This is a genomic window from Parablautia muri, assembly GCF_009917485.1.
GTDB classification, from domain to species: Bacteria; Bacillota; Clostridia; order Lachnospirales; family Lachnospiraceae; genus Suilimivivens; species Suilimivivens muri.
In genome coordinates this window covers 25,093-43,375 of the sequence record NZ_QZDT01000011.1, presented here as the reverse complement: position 1 = coordinate 43,375, position 18,283 = coordinate 25,093, and the positions used below count along the sequence as shown (strand labels likewise).

Annotated in this window: 13 protein-coding genes; 6 read left to right on the top strand and 7 right to left on the bottom strand. The window is 45.0% G+C overall.

All coding sequences use genetic code 11. The annotated features are described in order from the left end of the window. Window positions 1-35: 35 nt before the first annotated feature. Complete coding sequence (locus D5281_RS08795) at window positions 36-965, top strand: DNA glycosylase (RefSeq protein WP_160559793.1); 930 nt, start codon at window positions 36-38, stop codon at window positions 963-965. 104 nt (window positions 966-1,069) lie between these two features. Further along, window positions 1,070-1,504, top strand: coding sequence for a hypothetical protein (locus tag D5281_RS08790; protein WP_160559792.1), 435 nt, complete (start codon window positions 1,070-1,072; stop codon window positions 1,502-1,504). Between the two features lie 197 nt (window positions 1,505-1,701). Here the strand turns inward: D5281_RS08790 and D5281_RS08785 are convergent, their stop codons facing one another. The 5 genes from D5281_RS08785 to D5281_RS08765 all read right to left on the bottom strand — a co-directional run bounded on the left by D5281_RS08785 (window position 1,702) and on the right by D5281_RS08765 (window position 7,351). After that, window positions 1,702-2,508, bottom strand: a complete 807-nt coding sequence (locus D5281_RS08785) for a carbohydrate ABC transporter permease (RefSeq protein WP_277935257.1) — start codon at window positions 2,506-2,508, stop codon at window positions 1,702-1,704. Then, window positions 2,508-3,395 carry a carbohydrate ABC transporter permease gene (locus D5281_RS08780; RefSeq protein WP_160559790.1) on the bottom strand — a complete coding sequence of 296 codons (888 nt, stop codon included), beginning with the start codon at window positions 3,393-3,395 and terminating at the stop codon, window positions 2,508-2,510. Before D5281_RS08780 ends, D5281_RS08785 begins: the two co-directional genes overlap by 1 nt. Before the next feature lie 280 nt (window positions 3,396-3,675). After that, window positions 3,676-5,085, bottom strand: a complete 1,410-nt coding sequence (locus D5281_RS08775; RefSeq protein ID WP_160559789.1) for an ABC transporter substrate-binding protein — start codon at window positions 5,083-5,085, stop codon at window positions 3,676-3,678. A gap of 477 nt (window positions 5,086-5,562) precedes the next feature. Further along, a complete protein-coding gene (locus D5281_RS08770; protein WP_160559788.1) occupies window positions 5,563-6,447 on the bottom strand; it encodes a helix-turn-helix domain-containing protein in 885 nt (294 codons plus the stop codon). A 40-nt stretch (window positions 6,448-6,487) separates the two neighbouring features. Then, entirely contained in the window at window positions 6,488-7,351 is an 864-nt protein-coding gene (locus D5281_RS08765) for a helix-turn-helix domain-containing protein (RefSeq protein WP_160559787.1), read from the bottom strand. A 225-nt stretch (window positions 7,352-7,576) separates the two neighbouring features. Between D5281_RS08765 and D5281_RS08760 the strand changes: the two genes are divergently transcribed. Both D5281_RS08760 and D5281_RS08755 read left to right on the top strand, forming a co-directional pair. Then, complete coding sequence (locus D5281_RS08760; RefSeq protein ID WP_160559786.1) at window positions 7,577-10,627, top strand: glycoside hydrolase family 2 TIM barrel-domain containing protein; 3,051 nt, start codon at window positions 7,577-7,579, stop codon at window positions 10,625-10,627. A gap of 177 nt (window positions 10,628-10,804) precedes the next feature. Next, entirely contained in the window at window positions 10,805-12,625 is a 1,821-nt protein-coding gene (locus D5281_RS08755; RefSeq protein ID WP_160559785.1) for a glycoside hydrolase family 20 zincin-like fold domain-containing protein, read from the top strand. Window positions 12,626-12,756: 131 nt separating this feature from the next. Here D5281_RS08755 and D5281_RS08750 read toward each other — a convergent pair whose 3' ends face one another. Continuing rightward, complete coding sequence (locus D5281_RS08750) at window positions 12,757-13,272, bottom strand: DUF4364 family protein (protein ID WP_160559784.1); 516 nt, start codon at window positions 13,270-13,272, stop codon at window positions 12,757-12,759. Window positions 13,273-13,411: 139 nt separating this feature from the next. Next, window positions 13,412-14,575: an NAD(P)-dependent malic enzyme gene (locus D5281_RS08745; protein WP_160559783.1), complete on the bottom strand. Its 1,164-nt coding sequence runs from the start codon at window positions 14,573-14,575 to the stop codon at window positions 13,412-13,414. 490 nt (window positions 14,576-15,065) lie between these two features. Here D5281_RS08745 and D5281_RS08740 point away from each other — a divergent pair, with 490 nt between their 5' ends. Both D5281_RS08740 and D5281_RS08735 read left to right on the top strand, forming a co-directional pair. After that, a complete protein-coding gene (locus D5281_RS08740) occupies window positions 15,066-15,902 on the top strand; it encodes a DegV family protein (RefSeq protein ID WP_160559782.1) in 837 nt (278 codons plus the stop codon). Window positions 15,903-16,213: 311 nt separating this feature from the next. Continuing rightward, window positions 16,214-18,250, top strand: coding sequence for an alpha-L-rhamnosidase-related protein (locus D5281_RS08735; RefSeq protein WP_160559781.1), 2,037 nt, complete (start codon window positions 16,214-16,216; stop codon window positions 18,248-18,250). Window positions 18,251-18,283 lie beyond the last annotated feature (33 nt).

Below are 18,283 nucleotides of genomic sequence, written 5' to 3'. Positions count from 1 at the left end.
AGTGTGGCAATTTGGATAAAAGGTGAATAAAAAAGATGATTAGCGTTGCAAAAGAAAATTTTTCCATCAGGCAGATTTGCGATTCCGGCCAGTGTTTCCGATTAAGAAAACTAAATCAACCGGCTCATGAAACCGGATCCATTAAGAAAGAGGAGGGCAGGTGGAAGGAGCCCAAAGAAGCTGCAGAGGCTGAAAGATACGGATTGACAGCTTTTGGAAGATTTCTGGAAATAGAGGAGAGGCAAAATGAGATTACCTTTCACTGTGAGGAAGAAGAATTTGAGCAGATTTGGAAAGGATATTTTGACCTGGAGGAGGACTACGGAAAAATCATAGCCCTTATAGATGAAAAGGATGACTATCTTCTAAGGGCGGCGGCTTTTGGCAGCGGCGTCCGTATACTTCGGCAGGACTTGTGGGAAATGATTGTGTCCTTTATCATATCCCAGCAAAACAATATTAAGCGAATCAGAAAATGCATAGATTATCTGTGTGAAAGATATGGAGAAAAAAGAAAAACCCAATCAGGCATAGTTTACTACGATTTTCCAACCCCAAAGGCTCTTAGTGATGTTTCCCTGGAAGATTTATATGCCTGTAATCTGGGCTATCGAAGCCGCTATATTCACGAAACTGCAGTCAGTATTGCCAGCGGTCAGGTGGATCTGAAAGCTCTTAGGGCAATGGCCTATGAGGAGGCAAAGACGGAGCTTATGAAGCTGCATGGCGTAGGGGTAAAGGTGGCGGAATGCATCTGTCTGTTTGCCCTGCACCAAACGCAAGCCTTTCCGGTGGACACGCATATACATAAAGTTCTCGCAAAGCAATATCCGGAAGGCTTTCCCGTTCAGCGGTATAAGGGATACGAAGGAACCTTGCAGCAGTACATTTTTTATTATGATATAATGAGTGTTAGTGAGGAGAGTATGCTTGCATATTCAACGAACGGCGAATGGCGATCATGAATCTCTGATTCATGATATAATGAGCGGCCCTTACCTGTAAAAAAGAATAATCCTGCATGAAAATGGAAATACTGCTCCTAAAAATGAAAAGGAGCAGAAATCTGATGATTGAACCGGATACAATAAAATTACTGCGGGAATGTGATGCAGGCATTAAAATGGGAGTTTCCTCTATTGACAAGGTGCTGGACTATGTACATGACGAAAAGCTTAGAAAATGCCTGGTGGATTGCAAAAATGAGCACGATAAGCTAAAGGAAGAAATACAGACTTTGATCAGTAAATTCCATGATGAAGGAAAGGAACCTGACCCTATGGCAAAGGGAATGTCATGGATTAAGACCAATGTGAAGCTGGCTATGGACGAATCGGACGAGACCATTGCGGAACTGATGACGGACGGCTGCAATATGGGGGTAAAATCTCTAAGCAGATATTTGAATCAATATAAAGCTGCCGATGAAAAATCCAAAAATATTACTAAACGTTTGATTAAGCTTGAAGAAAAGCTTACTGAAGATGTCCGTCCCTTTTTATAAGGGCAGGTGAATATGGGAACAATACCTGCCAAAAAGGCTGTAATCCTTCGACTTTTGGTTAAACTGACACAAAAGGCTGCCGCATTTGCGACAGCCTTTCAAGGTATAAGAATGCTTTGCGAAGCGCCGCATCCGTTGTTTACTGGGGGCTTACAATGAGCGAGCCAGTAGCCAGCGAAACGTGGCCATGTTTGTTTTTATTTTACAGCGCCTGTAATACCTTCTGCAAAGCTCTTTTGTAAGCAGAAGAATACGATAGCAGTAGGAATGGTACAGATAAATACACCCAGCATCAGCATACCATAATCTACTGTATAACCACCTAAGAGGTTGGCAACTAACATAGGCATGGTGATGGATTCGTTTGTCATAAGGATTACCTTCGGCCACAGATAATTGTTCCAGGCGTTCATAAACACAATGGTCATTGCCGCTGCGTAGGTAGAGCGCATGGTAGGAAAAAACATGCGGAAGAAGATAGCAAGTTCGCTAAGTCCGTCAATCCGGGCCGCCTCAATAATATCGTGAGGGAAGGACCTGGATGCCTGTCTGAACATCATAATCATAAATGGTGTAGAGATAGATGGAAGCATGAAAGCAGCCATAGTATTTACCATGTTCAGGGATGAAAACATACGGAACATAGGAATCATAACAGCAGCAAAGGGAATCATCATGGCAGTCAGCAGAACTGTAAACACGGCATCCTTCCCCTTGTCATGGTAAATTTCAAAGCCGTATCCGGCGATAGAACATACCAAGAGACAAAGCACTGTTAATATGAAGGAGTTTCGGAAGGAATTCCAAAGGGCAAGCCCTAAATTCTGATTGGCAATCAGGGATTTATAATTCTCAATCAGGTAGGTACCGGGTATCAGCTTTCCGGCAATCACATCTATGCTCTTATTCGTAGCTGCACAGAACATATAATACAGCGGGAATATGGAAAGCAGAGAGAAAATTGTTAAAAATGCATACATAAAGAATTTTTTGCCTTTGCTCATCATCTCTCATCACCTACTTTCATTTGAAGTATTGCCAGAATGGCAACCAATATCAGGATTATAATGGACATCGCCGCCGCATATCCGAAGTTCGGGCTTTGCACGAAGGATGTATTATAAATGTAATGGGACATAGTCATAGTGGACTTACCAGGACCACCATTGGTCAGGTTAAGGGACTCATCAAATAACTGCAGGGTACCATTGGTGGAAGTAATGGTAGTCAACAAAATGGTTGGTTTAAGAAGCGGAACCGTAATCTTAAAGAAAGTCTGCAAGGGGCTTGCACCGTCAATTCTTGCCGCTTCATAAACAGAATATTCAATGTTCTGCAGACCGGATAAGTAAAATACCATATTGTAACCAGTCCATCTCCAAATCAAAGCTATGATGATAACCGCCCGGGCCGTCCATGCATTGGCAAACCACATAATAGGATTCATTCCAAAGCCGCGCAGTACGGTATTTACGAACCCGTCATTTGCAAACAGGGAACGGAAAATCATAGCGTAGGATACCAGTGATGTTGCGCATGGTAAAAAGATACAGGTACGGAACAGACCTTTAAAACGTAACTGCTTGTTATTCAACAAGGAAGCCAGAATCAATGCCAGAACGAGCATAACCGGCACCTGAATAATCAAGTAGAAAAACGTATTAAATAATGTTTGCTTAAATGTAGGATCCTTCAGGATACGCGTATAGTTGCTAAAGCCTGAAAAGCTTAAGTTAACTCCCATACCTGTCTTTAATGATAAAATAAACGCCTGGATCATGGGGTAAAAACTGGTCCAACAAATCAGCAGTACCGCGGGCGTTAAAAACACCCATCCCGTCAGGCCATGCTTTTCCTGTAAAGTCAGGCCTTTTTTACTAGAACCACTCATAGATTTTTCCCTCCCTTTTATTTTTTAATAAGCCGGCTCGCGGATATCCAAACACTGCCACGCTTTTGGAAGATGGCTGATTGGATAAAAATAGCCTGTCTGCCGCCTTGCCAGCAGCAGACAGACCTTTTTGTTTCACATAAGGATACGTGCAAAGAGCCAATCATTTCATGATTTCATGTATAGACATCTTATACAACACGTTATCCGTTGTTTATTTAACTGTAAAAGCTTTATGGATTTTCATTTTAAAGCTGTAATCATTCCCTGAAGAAATAAATCAGCCGCCCATATTAAATTCTACAGTTTCCTGTGCAGTCTGAATCTCGGAATCAATGTCAGCTCCCTGCTGGCAGATATTGGAGAGAGCAACACCCACAGCATCACGTGCGTCATAGTAGTATGCACCGGTGATATTGGAAGGAGTATGAGTAGCAAACTCTACAATCTTAGCGTAAATAGCATCATTTCCGAAGAATTCAACCGACTCATTGTAAGCTTCTGACTCACCTGCAGGTGCCCATGTTGCAAGAGCGCCCTTGGAGATAACATCATCATACAAAGCATTGCTTCCGGCAAAAGTAGAATTCATGAAATCTATCGCCAAGTCAACCTTCTGACAGTTGGAAGAAATAGCCCATGAAGAACCGCCGTTGTTGGAGTAGTTAGTTGCATTGCTTACGCCGTCTAACTTAGGCATATTTGTAATAGCCCACTTACCGGACTGATCTTCTGCAACGGTGATACTTGCCATGATCCAGCAGCCGTTTAATGCGCTTACGGCAGTACCGTTGTTAAGGGAAGCAATATACTGATCCCAGTCAGTTACTTCCACTAAAGTGCCGTCTGCAACCATCTGTACATAAATATCCATCATTTGCTTCAGTTCTTCGTTTCCTGCAATGTTAACGGAACCGTCTTCGTTGAACAGAGAAGAACCGCAGGACTGCAGCATCATCATGATAAGGTCAGGTGAACCTGCCTGTGATGTAAGGATAGGCTGGCCTGTCTTCTCTAAAACAACTTTAGCCTTTTCCATGTAATCGGACCATGTGATGTCTGTGAAATCATCAATGGTGAAACCTGCTTCTTCCAGATAATCGGTACGCATGCAGTTGATAACTGCTCCATTATCGAAAGGAATACCATAATTCTTTCCATCTAATGTGGAATAAGCCACTTTAGCGGATGAGAACTGGGAAAAGTCAATACCTGAGCTTGTCAGGTCGGTAAATATGTCCGGATAATTGGTAGCATATTTCTGGAATGAATTATCCTGCATCAGGAAGATATCAGGAAGAGTACTTAAGTCACCGGCAGCAACCGCTGTGGTGAGACGGGTTTCAATGTCGTCAGACTGTACTTCACTTACCTCAACCTTGAAACCTTCATGATCCTGGGCATAAATTTCAGCAGCCTTCTGGATGGCATATATGTTGAAATTGGGATCCCAGGTCCATACGGTCAGTGTGTTCTCATCAGCAGAACCGCCCTCTACAGGTGCGGCGTCCTCCTGACCTGCTCCGCTGTCAGCAGCAGCGTCCGTACCGGCATCAGCAGCAGCGCCGCCATCGTCAGCAGCTGCATCTCCCGAACCGCTGTCACCTGAAGCGCCTGAGCCACCGCCGCAGGCAGTCATGGAAATAACCATGGTCAGGGCAAGTAAAGCAGAAATTAGTTTTCTTTTCATTTTTTGTTCCTCCCTTTGAGTTGATGTAATTGGTTATATTGTCTATAACTATCGTTTCTTGTTTTTGACAAAAATGACAAAATGAACAAGTTACAGGTGGAATATTTACCAATCCATGTGCATTGTACCATATTAAAAATCTTATATGTTATTGTTTTCGCGCATAAAGTGTGCAATTACAATCATAATGTGCAAATTAGATATAATGTGGTAATATTTTTGTGTCGGAAGGTCGTCCAGTGAAAACGAAGCAATTTGTAAAGAAGTAATGAAGTAATATAGAAATAGTGTGAAAAATAAATTTTTCACACGACAAATTTGTGCTTACGCCCAAATTTGCGGGGTGTTGGCAAGAATGGGGGATTAATATGAAAGAAACTGACCGGATGGCCAGCTGTGGGATTTTGCAGGTTGCAAACAGGTTTGCGGCAATGGAAAAATGCAGTATACATGTAAATGATCGGTCAGCAAAAATAATTATTTGCGCTGCCCGGACTGCTTGCGCAGCTGCTGGGGGGAGGTCCCGGTAATCTGGCGGAAATTACGGTTAAAGGTGGAGAGAGTGCTAAAACCGGTCCGGGCGGCAATGGCATTGATGGAATCATGTGTTCTCTGCAATTCATCGCAGGCCCGGCGGATGCGCACCTGGTTAATGTATTTTAAGGGAGGCATATTCATGGATTCTACAAAAATCCGTCTGAAATGCGCCTCACTGACATGACACATTGCAGCCAGCTCCTCTATCTTAATTGGCCGTTCGGGCACCCGGCTGATGTAGTCTAAGGCAGGCGCAATGATGGTGGTGTTTGGCGCCTTGGGGGGATAGTCTTCCAAAGGCGCTTCTTTGTTTCGTTTGGCTATATTAATAAGCAGCGTAAGTAATAGTCCTTTTAATTCCTCCAGATAAAATTCTTCCTGTTCCTGCATTAATTTAAAAATCTGATTTATGGGAACGGCAATTCTTTCCAGTTGTTTTTCGTGGTCAAGACAGGCCTGGGAGTTGATTCGTCTGATAAGCTGGGCGGCCAGACGGCAATTGTCCTTGTATATGTCTGAGAGAAAAGTATCCGTGTCAATAATAAGATACTGCCACCTGCATTTAAACTCCTTGTGAAAAATGGTCATATGAGGCACATTTTGGGGAATAATGGTGAGCATACCGTCATGACAGGGGAACTCATGATTGTCCAGGATAACGGAACAGCTCCCTTCACAGCAATAACCGATTTCCATGTAGTTATGGAAATGAAGACGATCGTTTTCAGTTCGATCATAGGGTCTTTCATACAGAGCAAGCACCGGACTGTTTAGAGGCATTTCGTAATATCGGTATATGATTTCATTTTTTCTTTTCTGACTCATTTGAAACCTCATTTTTGGTTAATGTTTTATAAAAAATTTATCATTCTTTTGGGACGCCTTCTTTTCGGTACTGGGAGGGGGAGAGCCCTGTCTGTTTCCTGAAAATTCTACTGAAATACAAAGGATTCTCGTATCCCACAAGACCGCTGATTTCCTGAATGGAGCAGTTGGTGTTTTTTAAAAGCTCCTTGGCCTTATTGATTCGGATGGAAGTAATATACTGCATAGGCGTCATGCCCATATAGCGCTTGAAACTGCGGATAAACCAGCTTATGCTCATATGGTGTCCTGCCGCATACTCCTCAATGGAGATGGCCTGTGTAAAAAATTCATTGAAGTAGTGGACGGTGGCCTCCATCTCCTTTTGGTTCCGGTATTTTTCAGCGGAAAATTCAAGCTGGCTTCGGTGGATTTCCGTAAAAAGCTGCCCAAGGTAAAAGCGCAGCAGTTCTTCAAAGCAGGGGCGCTTTAGCTGCAGTTCTAAAATAATCCGCCTGAAAAGCTCCGGGTAGTGGAAGGAAGTTCCGCAAAAAAGTGTGTGGGATTTGGAAAAGCCAATTTTGTCCAGAAATTCATCTGCCTGACAGCCTGAAAAGTGTATCCAGCACACCTCCGGGTTATCTTTGGCATAGTAATGATATTCCTGACTTTCTCCCGGACGATATAATACCATATGTCCTGCCGGTATTTCAACCTCTTTGTTGCGGGAATCGTGAAAACTGAAAAAGGCTTTTCCGGAAAAGATATATAAAAGCTGATAATCCTTGCGTCCCTTTGGCCGCAGGGTGGGCATAACGGGCTGGTGGGAAAGCCGGTAGATGCCGCAGCTAAGGACGGTTAAGGGATGAGTTAAATCTTCTGTTTCAATATCTTCATCGTACAGATAGCCTGTGTTTGAATACATGGTATTCTCCTTTTAGAATCTATGGGGATGTCAGAGCAGGTATAGGGGCTTACTAAGCTTTTCCTATTGTATCATTTTGTGCATATTTTGTTCAATACAGGATATAGCTATTTTTTTGCTCTTTCTTTATAATTGGAATAAAACCAGAGGGTGAAAAGCAAGTTTGCGTCTGTGGGGCATCCGCAAACTTGGTATATATGAAAGCCCCGCAGAAATGAGGGAAAAATGATCGTACCAAAGTATTATGAGGATTTACAGGTTTTGCACAAAAATACCATGCCGAACAGAGCCTATTACATTCCGGCCTCCGGGAGGATGGACAATCTGGTGGATGAGCGGGAGGCCTCCGACCGGTTTATGCTGCTTTCCGGCCAGTGGAAATTCCGTTATTTCGAGAGTATTTATGATGTGAAGGAGGAATTTTACAGGGAAGGGTTCTGCCTTGACGGGTTTGATACGGTGACAGTGCCGGGGGTATGGCAGAATTACGGATATGACCGCCACCAGTACACCAACACCCGTTACCCATTCCCAATGGACCCGCCTTATGTACCCTGTAACAATCCCTGCGGGGAATACGTGCGCAGCTTCGTGTACCATAAGGATGAGAAGGCGCCTAAGGCATTCCTTAATTTTGAGGGAGTGGACTCCTGCTTTTATGTGTGGGTGAACGGTGTGTTTGCGGGCTATAGCCAGGTGTCCCATTCCACCAGTGAATTTGATGTGACAGACAGCCTTAAGGAAGGGGAAAACGTTTTGTCCGTGCTGGTGCTTAAGTGGTGCGATGGAAGTTACTTAGAAGACCAGGATAAGTTTAGGATGAGCGGGATTTTCCGGGATGTATATCTTTTAAAAAGGCCGGAAAAGGGTATATTCGATTATTTTGTAAAAGCACAGCCCACCGAGGATTACAAAAATGGAAACATAGAAATCACTTTTCAGTATCAGACACAGGCAGTTCCAGTGAAGGGACAGCTCTTTGACAGAGAAGGAGGGCTTGCTGCAAAGGGGGAGGCTGACGGGGAAAAACTGTCTTTGCAGGTAGAAAATGCAAAGCTTTGGAGCGCCGAGGAGCCTTACCTGTATACGCTGGTTTTGGAGACGGAACAGGAGGTGATCACGGAGCAAGTGGGAATCCGTGAGATCCACGTTAAGGACGGCGTATTGTATATCAACGGCGTGAAGGTGAAATTCCACGGTACGAACCGTCATGACAGCGACCCTGTTACGGGATTTGCCATCAGCAGGGAGCAAATCATGAAAGATTTGAAGGTGATGAAAGAGCATAACATCAATGCGATCCGTACCAGCCATTATCCCAATGCGCCCGCATTTTATCAGCTTTATGACAGACTGGGCTTTTATGTGATTGACGAGGCGGACAATGAAAGCCATGGAACGGCGGATGTTTACAGGGAGGATTCCGACTGGGAGAGCCGCAGAAAGCTTTGGAACGAAGCCATTGCGGATAATCCGGATTTTACTAAGGCTACTGTGGACAGAACCAGGCGGTGCGTGGAGCGGGATAAGAACCGTCCCAGCGTGGTCATCTGGTCTATGGGAAATGAATGTGCCTATGGATGCACCTTTGAGGAGGCGCTTAAATGGACGAAGGAGTTTGATCCCACCCGACTGACCCATTATGAAAGCGCGCTTTATGTGTCTGAAAAGCGGAAATATGATTTTAGCAACATAGATTTATACAGCCGCATGTATCCTGCCCTTTCGGAAATCCATGATTATTTCAGAGAGGACGGCTCTAAGCCCTATGTGATGTGCGAGTTTTGTCATGCTATGGGCAATGGCCCCGGAGATTTGGAGGATTACTTTGAGGTCATTTGGAAGTATGAGGGAGCCTGCGGGGGCTTTATATGGGAGTGGTGTGACCATGCCATTGACTTAGGAAAAACCATTGCCGGGAAAAAAGTGTATGCTTACGGCGGCGACCATGAAGAATATCCCCATGACGGCAACTTCTGCATGGATGGTCTGGTATATCCTGACAGAACGCCTCATACAGGTCTTATGGAATTTAAGAATGTGTACCGCCCGGCTAGAGTTGCGGCCTTTGACCAGGACAAAAAGGAAATGAAGCTGAGAAACTATATGGATTTCCTGAATCTGAAAGACTACCTGACGGTAGGATATGAAGTGCTCTGTGATGGTCTGGTTGTGGGAAAGGGTGTGGTGGAGGATGATAAGCTTCTTGATATCCCGGCGCATGCGGAAAAGACTGTGCCCATAGAGTTCCAGATTCCCGGTGAGGGGAAATGTTTTCTGAAGGTTTCCTATTATCAGAAGGGGGCAACAGAAGTATTACCAGCGGGCTTTTTGCTTGGTTTTGAGGAGATAGAGCTCTCTGACGCCCAGAGGGAAAATCAGAAGGTGAAGAAATTATTTTCCAATGAAGCGGGCAAAGTGGAATTTGAGATTACTGAAGAGGATACCACTGTTACAGTGTCAACGCCGGAATTTGCTTACACCTATGATAAACTGAAAGGTCTGTTTACAGAGATGGTATATCAGAACCAGTCTTTCATAGAGGGGCCTATGGAATTTAACATTTGGAGGGCGCCTACGGACAACGACCGCCAGATAAAAGAGGTGTGGAGGCAGGCAAAGTATGATCGTATCGTTACAAGAGCCTATGACACACAGGTCCATGTGGGAGAGGGAGAGGTGAAGATTGAGACAAGCCTTTCCGTATCCGCGATTTATATCCAGAGGATTTTGAACATTCAGGCATGCTGGACGGTACGCTCGGACGGCGCGCTGGATGTGGACCTTAGAGTGGAGAAGGACACTGCGTTCCCGTTCCTGCCAAGGTTTGGACTGCGTCTGTTTTTACCTAAGTCCATGGACAAAGTAACCTATTGCGGAATTGGGCCGGTGGAGAGCTATATAGATAAAAAATATGCAGGCTATCATGGAGTGTTTGAGGCAAACGTGAGAGCAATGCATGAAGATTATATCAGGCCCCAGGAAAACGGCAGCCACCATGACTGCGACTATGTAACGGTGAAAAGCCACAGAGCATCGCTTACGGCGGCAGGAGAAAAAACCTTTGCCTTTAACGCCTCCGTTTATACCCAGGAGGAGCTTACGGAAAAGGCCCATAATTATGAGCTTTCTGAATCCCCTTACACGGTGCTTTGTGTGGACTATCGTCAAAGCGGCATCGGCTCAAACAGCTGCGGCCCGAAATTAATGGAAAAGTATCGGCTGGATGAAAAAGAGTTTACCTTTAAGGTGCGGTTCATACCGGAAAAAATGTAAGTGTAACGCAGCAATTCCAAATGTGTTATACTGAAATGTATCCATAAGACATTTCGGCAGCAGCTGGGCTGTTAACTTCCGCGCTGCTGAAGGTTGAACGGATATGTATTCTGATGGATATGTGGTATAGTTTATAGACATAATGATTCGGCAATAAGGAAAATGGAGGGATTGAACATGTATTTGATACCGGAACCCCAGGAGATTCGCTTCGGGGAAGGAACTTATACGCTTACCTTTGACAAAAAAATTGTATTGAATTCGGCCTGCAGCCTAAATGCGTTTACATACGGGGAGCTTTTGCAAAAGGAGCTTAAGGCCTGTACCGGTTACGGCCTTAATCTGACAAAAGGAGCATCCAAAAAGGGGGCTGTGTGGCTTACCATAAATCCTTTGATGGAGGAAGAAGAGTATGGGCTGGAGATTTCAGAGGACGGCGCGCGTATAGAGGGCAGTGGGGATAAGGGGCTTTTGTATGGCGTTCAGACCCTGCGCCAAATCATCAGGCAGACCGGGGCGAAACTACCTTTTGTGAGCATTCATGATTTCCCCCAGATTCAAAACAGGGGTTTTTATCATGATGTCACCAGGGGCAGGATACCGACTCTTTCCTATTTAAAAGGTCTGGCGGATCAAATGGCTTTTTATAAAATGAACCAGCTTCAGCTTTACATTGAGCACAGCTTTTTGTTTGAGAACCTAAGCGAGATGTGGAGGGATGATACGCCTCTTACCGCCCAGGAGATCATGGAGCTGGACGCCTATTGCAGGAAAATGAATATTGAGCTGGTGCCCAATATTTCCTGCTTTGGACATTTATATAAGCTGCTGCGCACAAAGTCCTATGAGCATCTGTGCGAGCTGCCCGAGCCCCGCAAGGCGCCCTTTGGCTTTTATGACCGGATGGCGCATCACACCATTGATGTGACCAATGAAGAAAGCTTCACTTTGATTAAGAGCATGATAGAGGAGTTTATGCCTTTGTTTACCTCGGAATATTTCAACATTGGCGGGGATGAGACCTTTGACCTTGGGAAAGGGAAAAGCAGCCGGAAGGCGGAGCAGGTCGGCGTAAAACGCCTGTATATGGACTTTATCAAGGAAATTTGCGAGTTTGTGGTCCAAAAAGGCAAGAAACCTATGTTTTGGGGAGATATCATTTGTGACTTCCCGGAATGTGTAAAGGAGCTGCCGGTGGAAACCATTTGCTTAAACTGGGGATATGAAGAAGACCAAAGTGATGAATCCGCCAAAAAGCTTGCCCAGGCAGGGGCGGTGCAGTACTGCTGTCCCGGTGTAAATGGATGGAACCAGATGGTCAACCGGCTGGATGTGGCGTATGAGAATATAAAGAGAATGTGCAGCTATGCGGTAAAGTACCATGCAATAGGCGTACTGAATACCGATTGGGGAGACTATGGGCACATCAATCACCCGGATTTAGGCATTCCCGGGAGAATTTACGGGGCGGCCTTTGCCTGGAACCGGAACATACCGGATTTTGAGGAAATCAACCGGAGGATTTCGCGGATAGAATTTGGCGATAAGTCGGAAAAGCTTGTCTGCGTGCTTGCAGAGATTTCTCATAACTGGGTGTTCAAGTGGGAGGATGCGGTCAGATACAGGGAGAGGAAGTCGGATGCCTTTACGAATAAGGAACTTATAGGGACTAAGGAGGCATTGGAAAAATTAGATGACCTTGCAGACCGGCTGCGCTCCATGACGCCGGGGCTGCCGGAGAGAACCAATGGGCTGGTTCATGCCTGTCTGGTGGCAATACGCGGGATGAAATTGATCCAGAAAATTGGTGTGGTTATCAGTGCACGGGATTATAAAACGGAGCCGTTGCTTGCCGTAGATGGCCCGCTGCTTGCCGGTGAGCTGGAAGAATGGTTTCTGTTTTATAAGGAGCTTTGGCGCAGCGTAAGCAAGGAATCAGAGCTTTATTGTATACAGGATTTGATTTTCTGGTATGCGGATTTGCTGCGGGATTGTTAACGTTCAAAAAGCGGTAAAGGCTTGCAGGCTGTAAGCCAATTTTACAGAAAATGAAATGGCAAAATTGAAATGGCAAAAATATATGCAGGCAGGAAATGATATTTCCTGCCTGTACTGACTTTTCAGGTAAATTAAAAGAGCTGGCTCACAAGATACTGATAGATTTCCTGATTTTTCTCCTGCCATTTATCACAAATGGAAATAGCGGTTTCCTCCATAGGTACGGATAGAGTTATGTCAACCAGATTGATGCCCTTGTCTTTTGCAACCAAATGGGCTTCGTACTCACCGGTAGAAGCTTTCATATAATCTGATAAAACAGACACTTCATTGCGCAGTTTTAATCCGTTCTCTTTTAAATAGACGTCAATATCCGTTTTGATGGCACGGTCAATGCGGTTGCCGAAAAAGTCCAGCGTTTCCTGCCCTTTTTCCGTAATATTCAGGTGGGTGTGATTGCGGATGTACTGACCCTCTATGAGTCCGGCGTCAATAAGCTCATTGATAGCCTGTTGGAGAGAAAAGAAATTGTTGGTATATTCCTTTTCCATCATAAAATCGCTGATTTGGATTTTGGTCAAAGTAAAATCTATCCGGGAGAGCATATATAATATGATTAATTTGTAAAAAGGTAAGACATCTGGCATGTAGCTGCGCATCCTTTCTCCAAAATATATTTTAGATAATTGCGTAAAAGTGAGCTTTGGGAACAGTCGTTCTTCCTCAAAATTTGTGCTGCCCCAGAGCAAACTCATAAAGGTCAGCTTGGAAGACCATGATAAGGGCTCATTGGCCAACGGGCTTAATATGTGCTTTTACAGCCTCTGCCACAAGATACGCAACCTTAGGATTGAATGCCTCGGGCAGAATATTATCTTCGTTTAATTCTTCATCAGGAACAAGCGAAGCAATGGCTTTGGCTGCTGCCAGCTTCATTTCCTCGGTGATCTGTACGGCGCGCCCTTCAAGGGCCCCTTTAAAAATACCGGGAAAAGCGACTACATTGTTGACCTGGTTGGGGAAATCGCTTCTGCCTGTTCCAACCACCCTTGCGCCGGCCGCTTTGGCGGCATCGGGCATGATTTCAGGCACAGGGTTCGCCATAGCAAAAAGGATGGCGTCATGGTTCATGGACGAAACCATTTCGGGGGTAACAATGTTAGGCGCAGAGACACCTATAAAAATATCCGCCCCTTTGAGAGCGTCTGCAAGTGTGCCGGTTTCATGGAAAGGGTTTGTGATTTCGGTCATTTTCTGCTGCATCCAGTTAAGTTCCTTCGTATTTTTTGAAAGAATCCCCACTTTATCGCACATAATAATATTAGGAAAGCCGTAGGTTACAAGCAGTTTGGTGATAGCCACGCCGGCGCTTCCGGCGCCGTTTACCACTACCTTGCAGTCTTCTTTCTTTTTCTTTACCACTTTAAGGGCATTGATGATGCCGGCAAGGACTACGATAGCGGTTCCGTGCTGGTCGTCATGAAAAACCGGGATGTCCAGAATTTCTTTGAGGCGTTCCTCAATTTCAAAACAGCGGGGGGCGCTGATATCTTCTAAGTTGATGCCGCCAAAGCCTGGAGCAAGATAAGTGATGGTGCGGATCAGCTCCTCCGTATCCTGGGTGTCAAGACAGATTGGAATCGCATTGACGCCTCCAAATTCTTTAAACAAAACGGCCTTTCCCTCCATAACAGGCATTGCTGCGTAGGGGCCAATATTTCCAAGGCCAAGGACAGCGCTGCCATCGGAGATGACCGCAACGGTGTTGGCTTTCATGGTATATTGATAGGCCGCCTCCTTGTTCTCGGCGATTACTTTGCAGGGCTCCGCAACGCCGGGGGTATAGGCTAAGGATAAATCTTCCCGGGATTTCACAGGAGATTTGGATGTGATTTCCAGTTTGCCGTTCCACTTTTCATGAAGGAGAAGGGCTTTTTCGTTTGTTGTCATATGGATGCCTCCCTTTATTTCAGGTTGATTTTTGAATTTCAATAAGCTGCTTTGTGAAGTGCGGCGGAACTGGTTAGGGAAAGGGTTCCGCAGGGCACAACAGTATTTATTCTTTCCTAATCATATAATATTTCCTTTTTGGGCGCAAGGTAAAAGTAGAATCGTGTTCCAATGGAATGGATAGCCTGTGCGCATTTCTGACTCATGAAAAGTAACAAACTGTTACTAAATTCCATTCAATGTAAGAATTATTACTTTACATGGCGGGAATGATATGCTATTATAAGTAGTAATGAAAACTACATTGCATGGCAAAAGAAAAAAGTCTTCCCGGTTTAAAAAGCAGGATTGTTGGATATAAAAATGGAAGGATTGCAAAAAGGATGATACGCTTCGAGCGTTGGCTTATTGTAATAAAACTACGGAATAAAGTAAAGATTTGTGCGAAACGCCTCATTTTGTGGGCTGCCGGCGAGAATGGGAGAATATTATGAGTTATAAGATAGTGGCAGACAGTTGTTGCGAATTTCCTAAAGAATATGAAGGGAATACCAGATATGAGCGTATTCCACTGGGGCTTGAGGTTGCAGATGAGCTGATCATGGATGACGAGAACTTTGACCAGGCATATTTTCTCTCAAGGGTTGCCGCTTCGCCAAAGTGTCCGAAATCCTTTTGCCCTTCTCCTGAAAAATTCAGAGATTCCTACTGTACGGAGGCGGAGAATGTGTTTGTGTTTACTTTGTCTTCCAAATTAAGTGGAAGTTATAACAGCGCAGAGGTAGGGAAAAAGCTTTATCATGAGAAATATGGCGATAAGAATATTTTTGTGTGCGATTCCGAGTCCGCCAGCTGTGGGGAGACACAACTGGCCTTTAAAGCGGCGCAATGGTCCGAGGCAGGTCTGCCTTTTGCGGAAATCTGCCAAAAACTAACGGATTACAGGGATAGGATGAACACATATTTTGTACTGGATAATCTGGAAACTTTGCGAAAAAACGGAAGGCTTAGCCGTGTAAAGGCTCTGGTGGCCTCCACTTTGAGTATCAAGCCGGTTATGGGCGCTACTAAGGGTGAAATTATCCAGTTGGGCCAAGCCATTGGAATCAAAAAGGCCCTTGCGAAAATGGCCAATATTGTGGCAAGTGAGGCTGCCTCTCCTGAGGAAAAGACACTTATGATCACCCACTGCAATTGTCCGGGACGGGCTGAGAGCGTAAAGGAAATGATTCTTTCCCAGATAAAGGTAAAGGATGTGCTCATTATGGACACAAAGGGCGTCAGCAGTATGTATGCCAATGATGGGGGCGTGATTGTGACCTTGTAGTGTCTGGATAAAAAGCGTTAATAAGAAAATAGAGCTAGAATAGTATATATAACCTCAGAGGATACCCCAAATCGGTATTTCTGAGGTTGTTTTATGTCCTTTAAGTTCTGTGGGCGGCGAATCCAATATTCCAAGCTGTCACAAAATCACCAATCTTTCACATAAAAAACATAGAATGCTTTGCATGCTAATGGTATAGTAAATTTTGTTCTTATGAAATCGGCCCCTGGCCGCAGGCAATTTAAAAGGGGCAGATTTGATACCTTTTTTTTAATTATTTTCACAATGATGCGGAAAGGATGGGAATTTATATGGCAAAATGGATTTGGAAATTTGGGGAATTTGAGATTTATCACAGTCTGATGCTGCATGACAGGCGGCAGCAGTACGGTTATCCGGAACCGGTGGTCTGGAAAATGTATGCGCCGGAACCGGTGGTGGTCTTTCAGAAGAAGGTGACAACTGCGGGAGGCGTCTTTCGTATTCACGCCTGCGGGCATGTATCTACTACCATACAGACGGGCTCAAAGCTCTGGGAGACGGAAAAGTATGGAGGAAAGACAGAGATTGCACTTAAGGCAGGTACAGTTACAGTACAGATCCGGGTATCCAATCTAAAAACATTCCCCTGCCTTTTTGTGGAGGGTGTCATCGAAAGCGATGAGAGCTGGGAAGCAGATGACCTGTCCATGAATTTTGAACCGGTAGGCACCGACAGCCTTTTTATGGACAGGGAAAAAACCCCCGAGATTTTCCCTTTTTCTTATGCCCCTATTTCTTATAGGAAGAAGGAAAAACTGGAAAACGGTGTTCTGTTTGATTATGGAAAGGAGACCTTTGCGGCAGTAAGGCTCCTTCATCTGACGGATCAGAAAGTGCAGGTAAATTTTGGCGAATCCCAGGAGGAGGCTCTTGACCATGATTGGAGCGTGATTCATTTTTTGCAGGAGCCAAAGGAGGGTGAGCTGTCTTATGCCCCTTGCGCCTTTCGGTATCTTTATGTGAGTGATGAGGGGGCGGAGGCAGAGGCGGAATATGAGTATCTTCCGTTAGAGTATAGAGGAAACTTTCAGTGTGAGGATGAGCTGATAAACCGGGTGTGGCATGTGGCAGCTTACACCTTCCGTTTAAATTGCCGGGAATTTTTTCTGGACGGGATCAAACGGGACAGGTGGGTATGGTCTGCGGACGCTTACCAGAGCCTGTTCGTGAACCGGTATCTGTTTTTTGACCCGGAGATTGAGAAGCGCACGCTGATTGCCTTGGGAGGGAAAGCGCCCTTTAAGCGTCACATCAATACCATTATGGACTACACATTTTTTTGGTTCATTGGGATAAAAGAATATTATCAGACTTATGGAGACCGGAAATTCGTCCGTCAGATATTGCCTCAAATGAAGGAGGTGATGGCCTTTTGCGAGGGCAGGGAAAGCGATGACGGATTTATGAGGGAAAAGCAGGGAGACTGGAATTTTATTGATTGGGCGCCTATGGATAAGGAAGGCGCACTTTGCGGAGAGCAGATTTTGTATGGCAAAGCATTGGAATGCTATGGAGATCTGCTCAAGGCGGCGTTTTCTAAAGACATTGAAAACGAAAGTCGGCCCGTAGATACGAAGCAGGAACAGGGCCTGGAGCTTGCAGAAGGATATGGGCGGAAGGCACGAAGGCTGTATGAGCTGATAAAGGAAAAGTTTTATGATAAGGAAAAAGAGGTGTTCATTGACAGCTTTGAATCCGGCAGACGGAATGTGACCCGCCACAGCAATATTTTAGCCTACTTGTTTCTGCCCTGCAGCGAAAAGCAAAAGAAGGATATTTATGAAAAGGTTATTCTGAATGAAGCAGTAAGGCAGATCACAACGCCTTACTTTAAGTTCTACGAAAATCAGGTGCATTGTCTGGAAGGCAACGGAAGACTTTTGGAGGAATCTATTCGGAAGTATTATGGAAGTATGCTTAAAACAGGGGCTACAACCCTGTATGAGGAATATGATCCGGCCATGAAGGGGGCGGAGCATTATGCAATGTATGGGAATCCCTATGAGAAATCTTTGTGCCATGCATGGAGCGCCAGTCCCATTTATCTGCTTGGAGCGTTCCGCCTGGGCGTGCTCAGTACAGACGTGGCATACGAAACCTTTGATGTACGCCCTGATTTGGGCGACTTGAAATGGTTTTGCGGGAAGGTTCCGGTTCCCGGAGGCGTGGTGGAAGTCTGTGCCAATGAAAAGGAGATTCGGGTGTGGACAGATGTTTCAGGCGGAACACTGTGGGTGGAAGGAAAGGCCTGGGAGCTTGTGGCCGGAAAAGAGACTGTGGTTAAAATACGGCATTTGTCATTCTGATTTGAGATTCCGCAAAGCGGAATCATGTTGGTC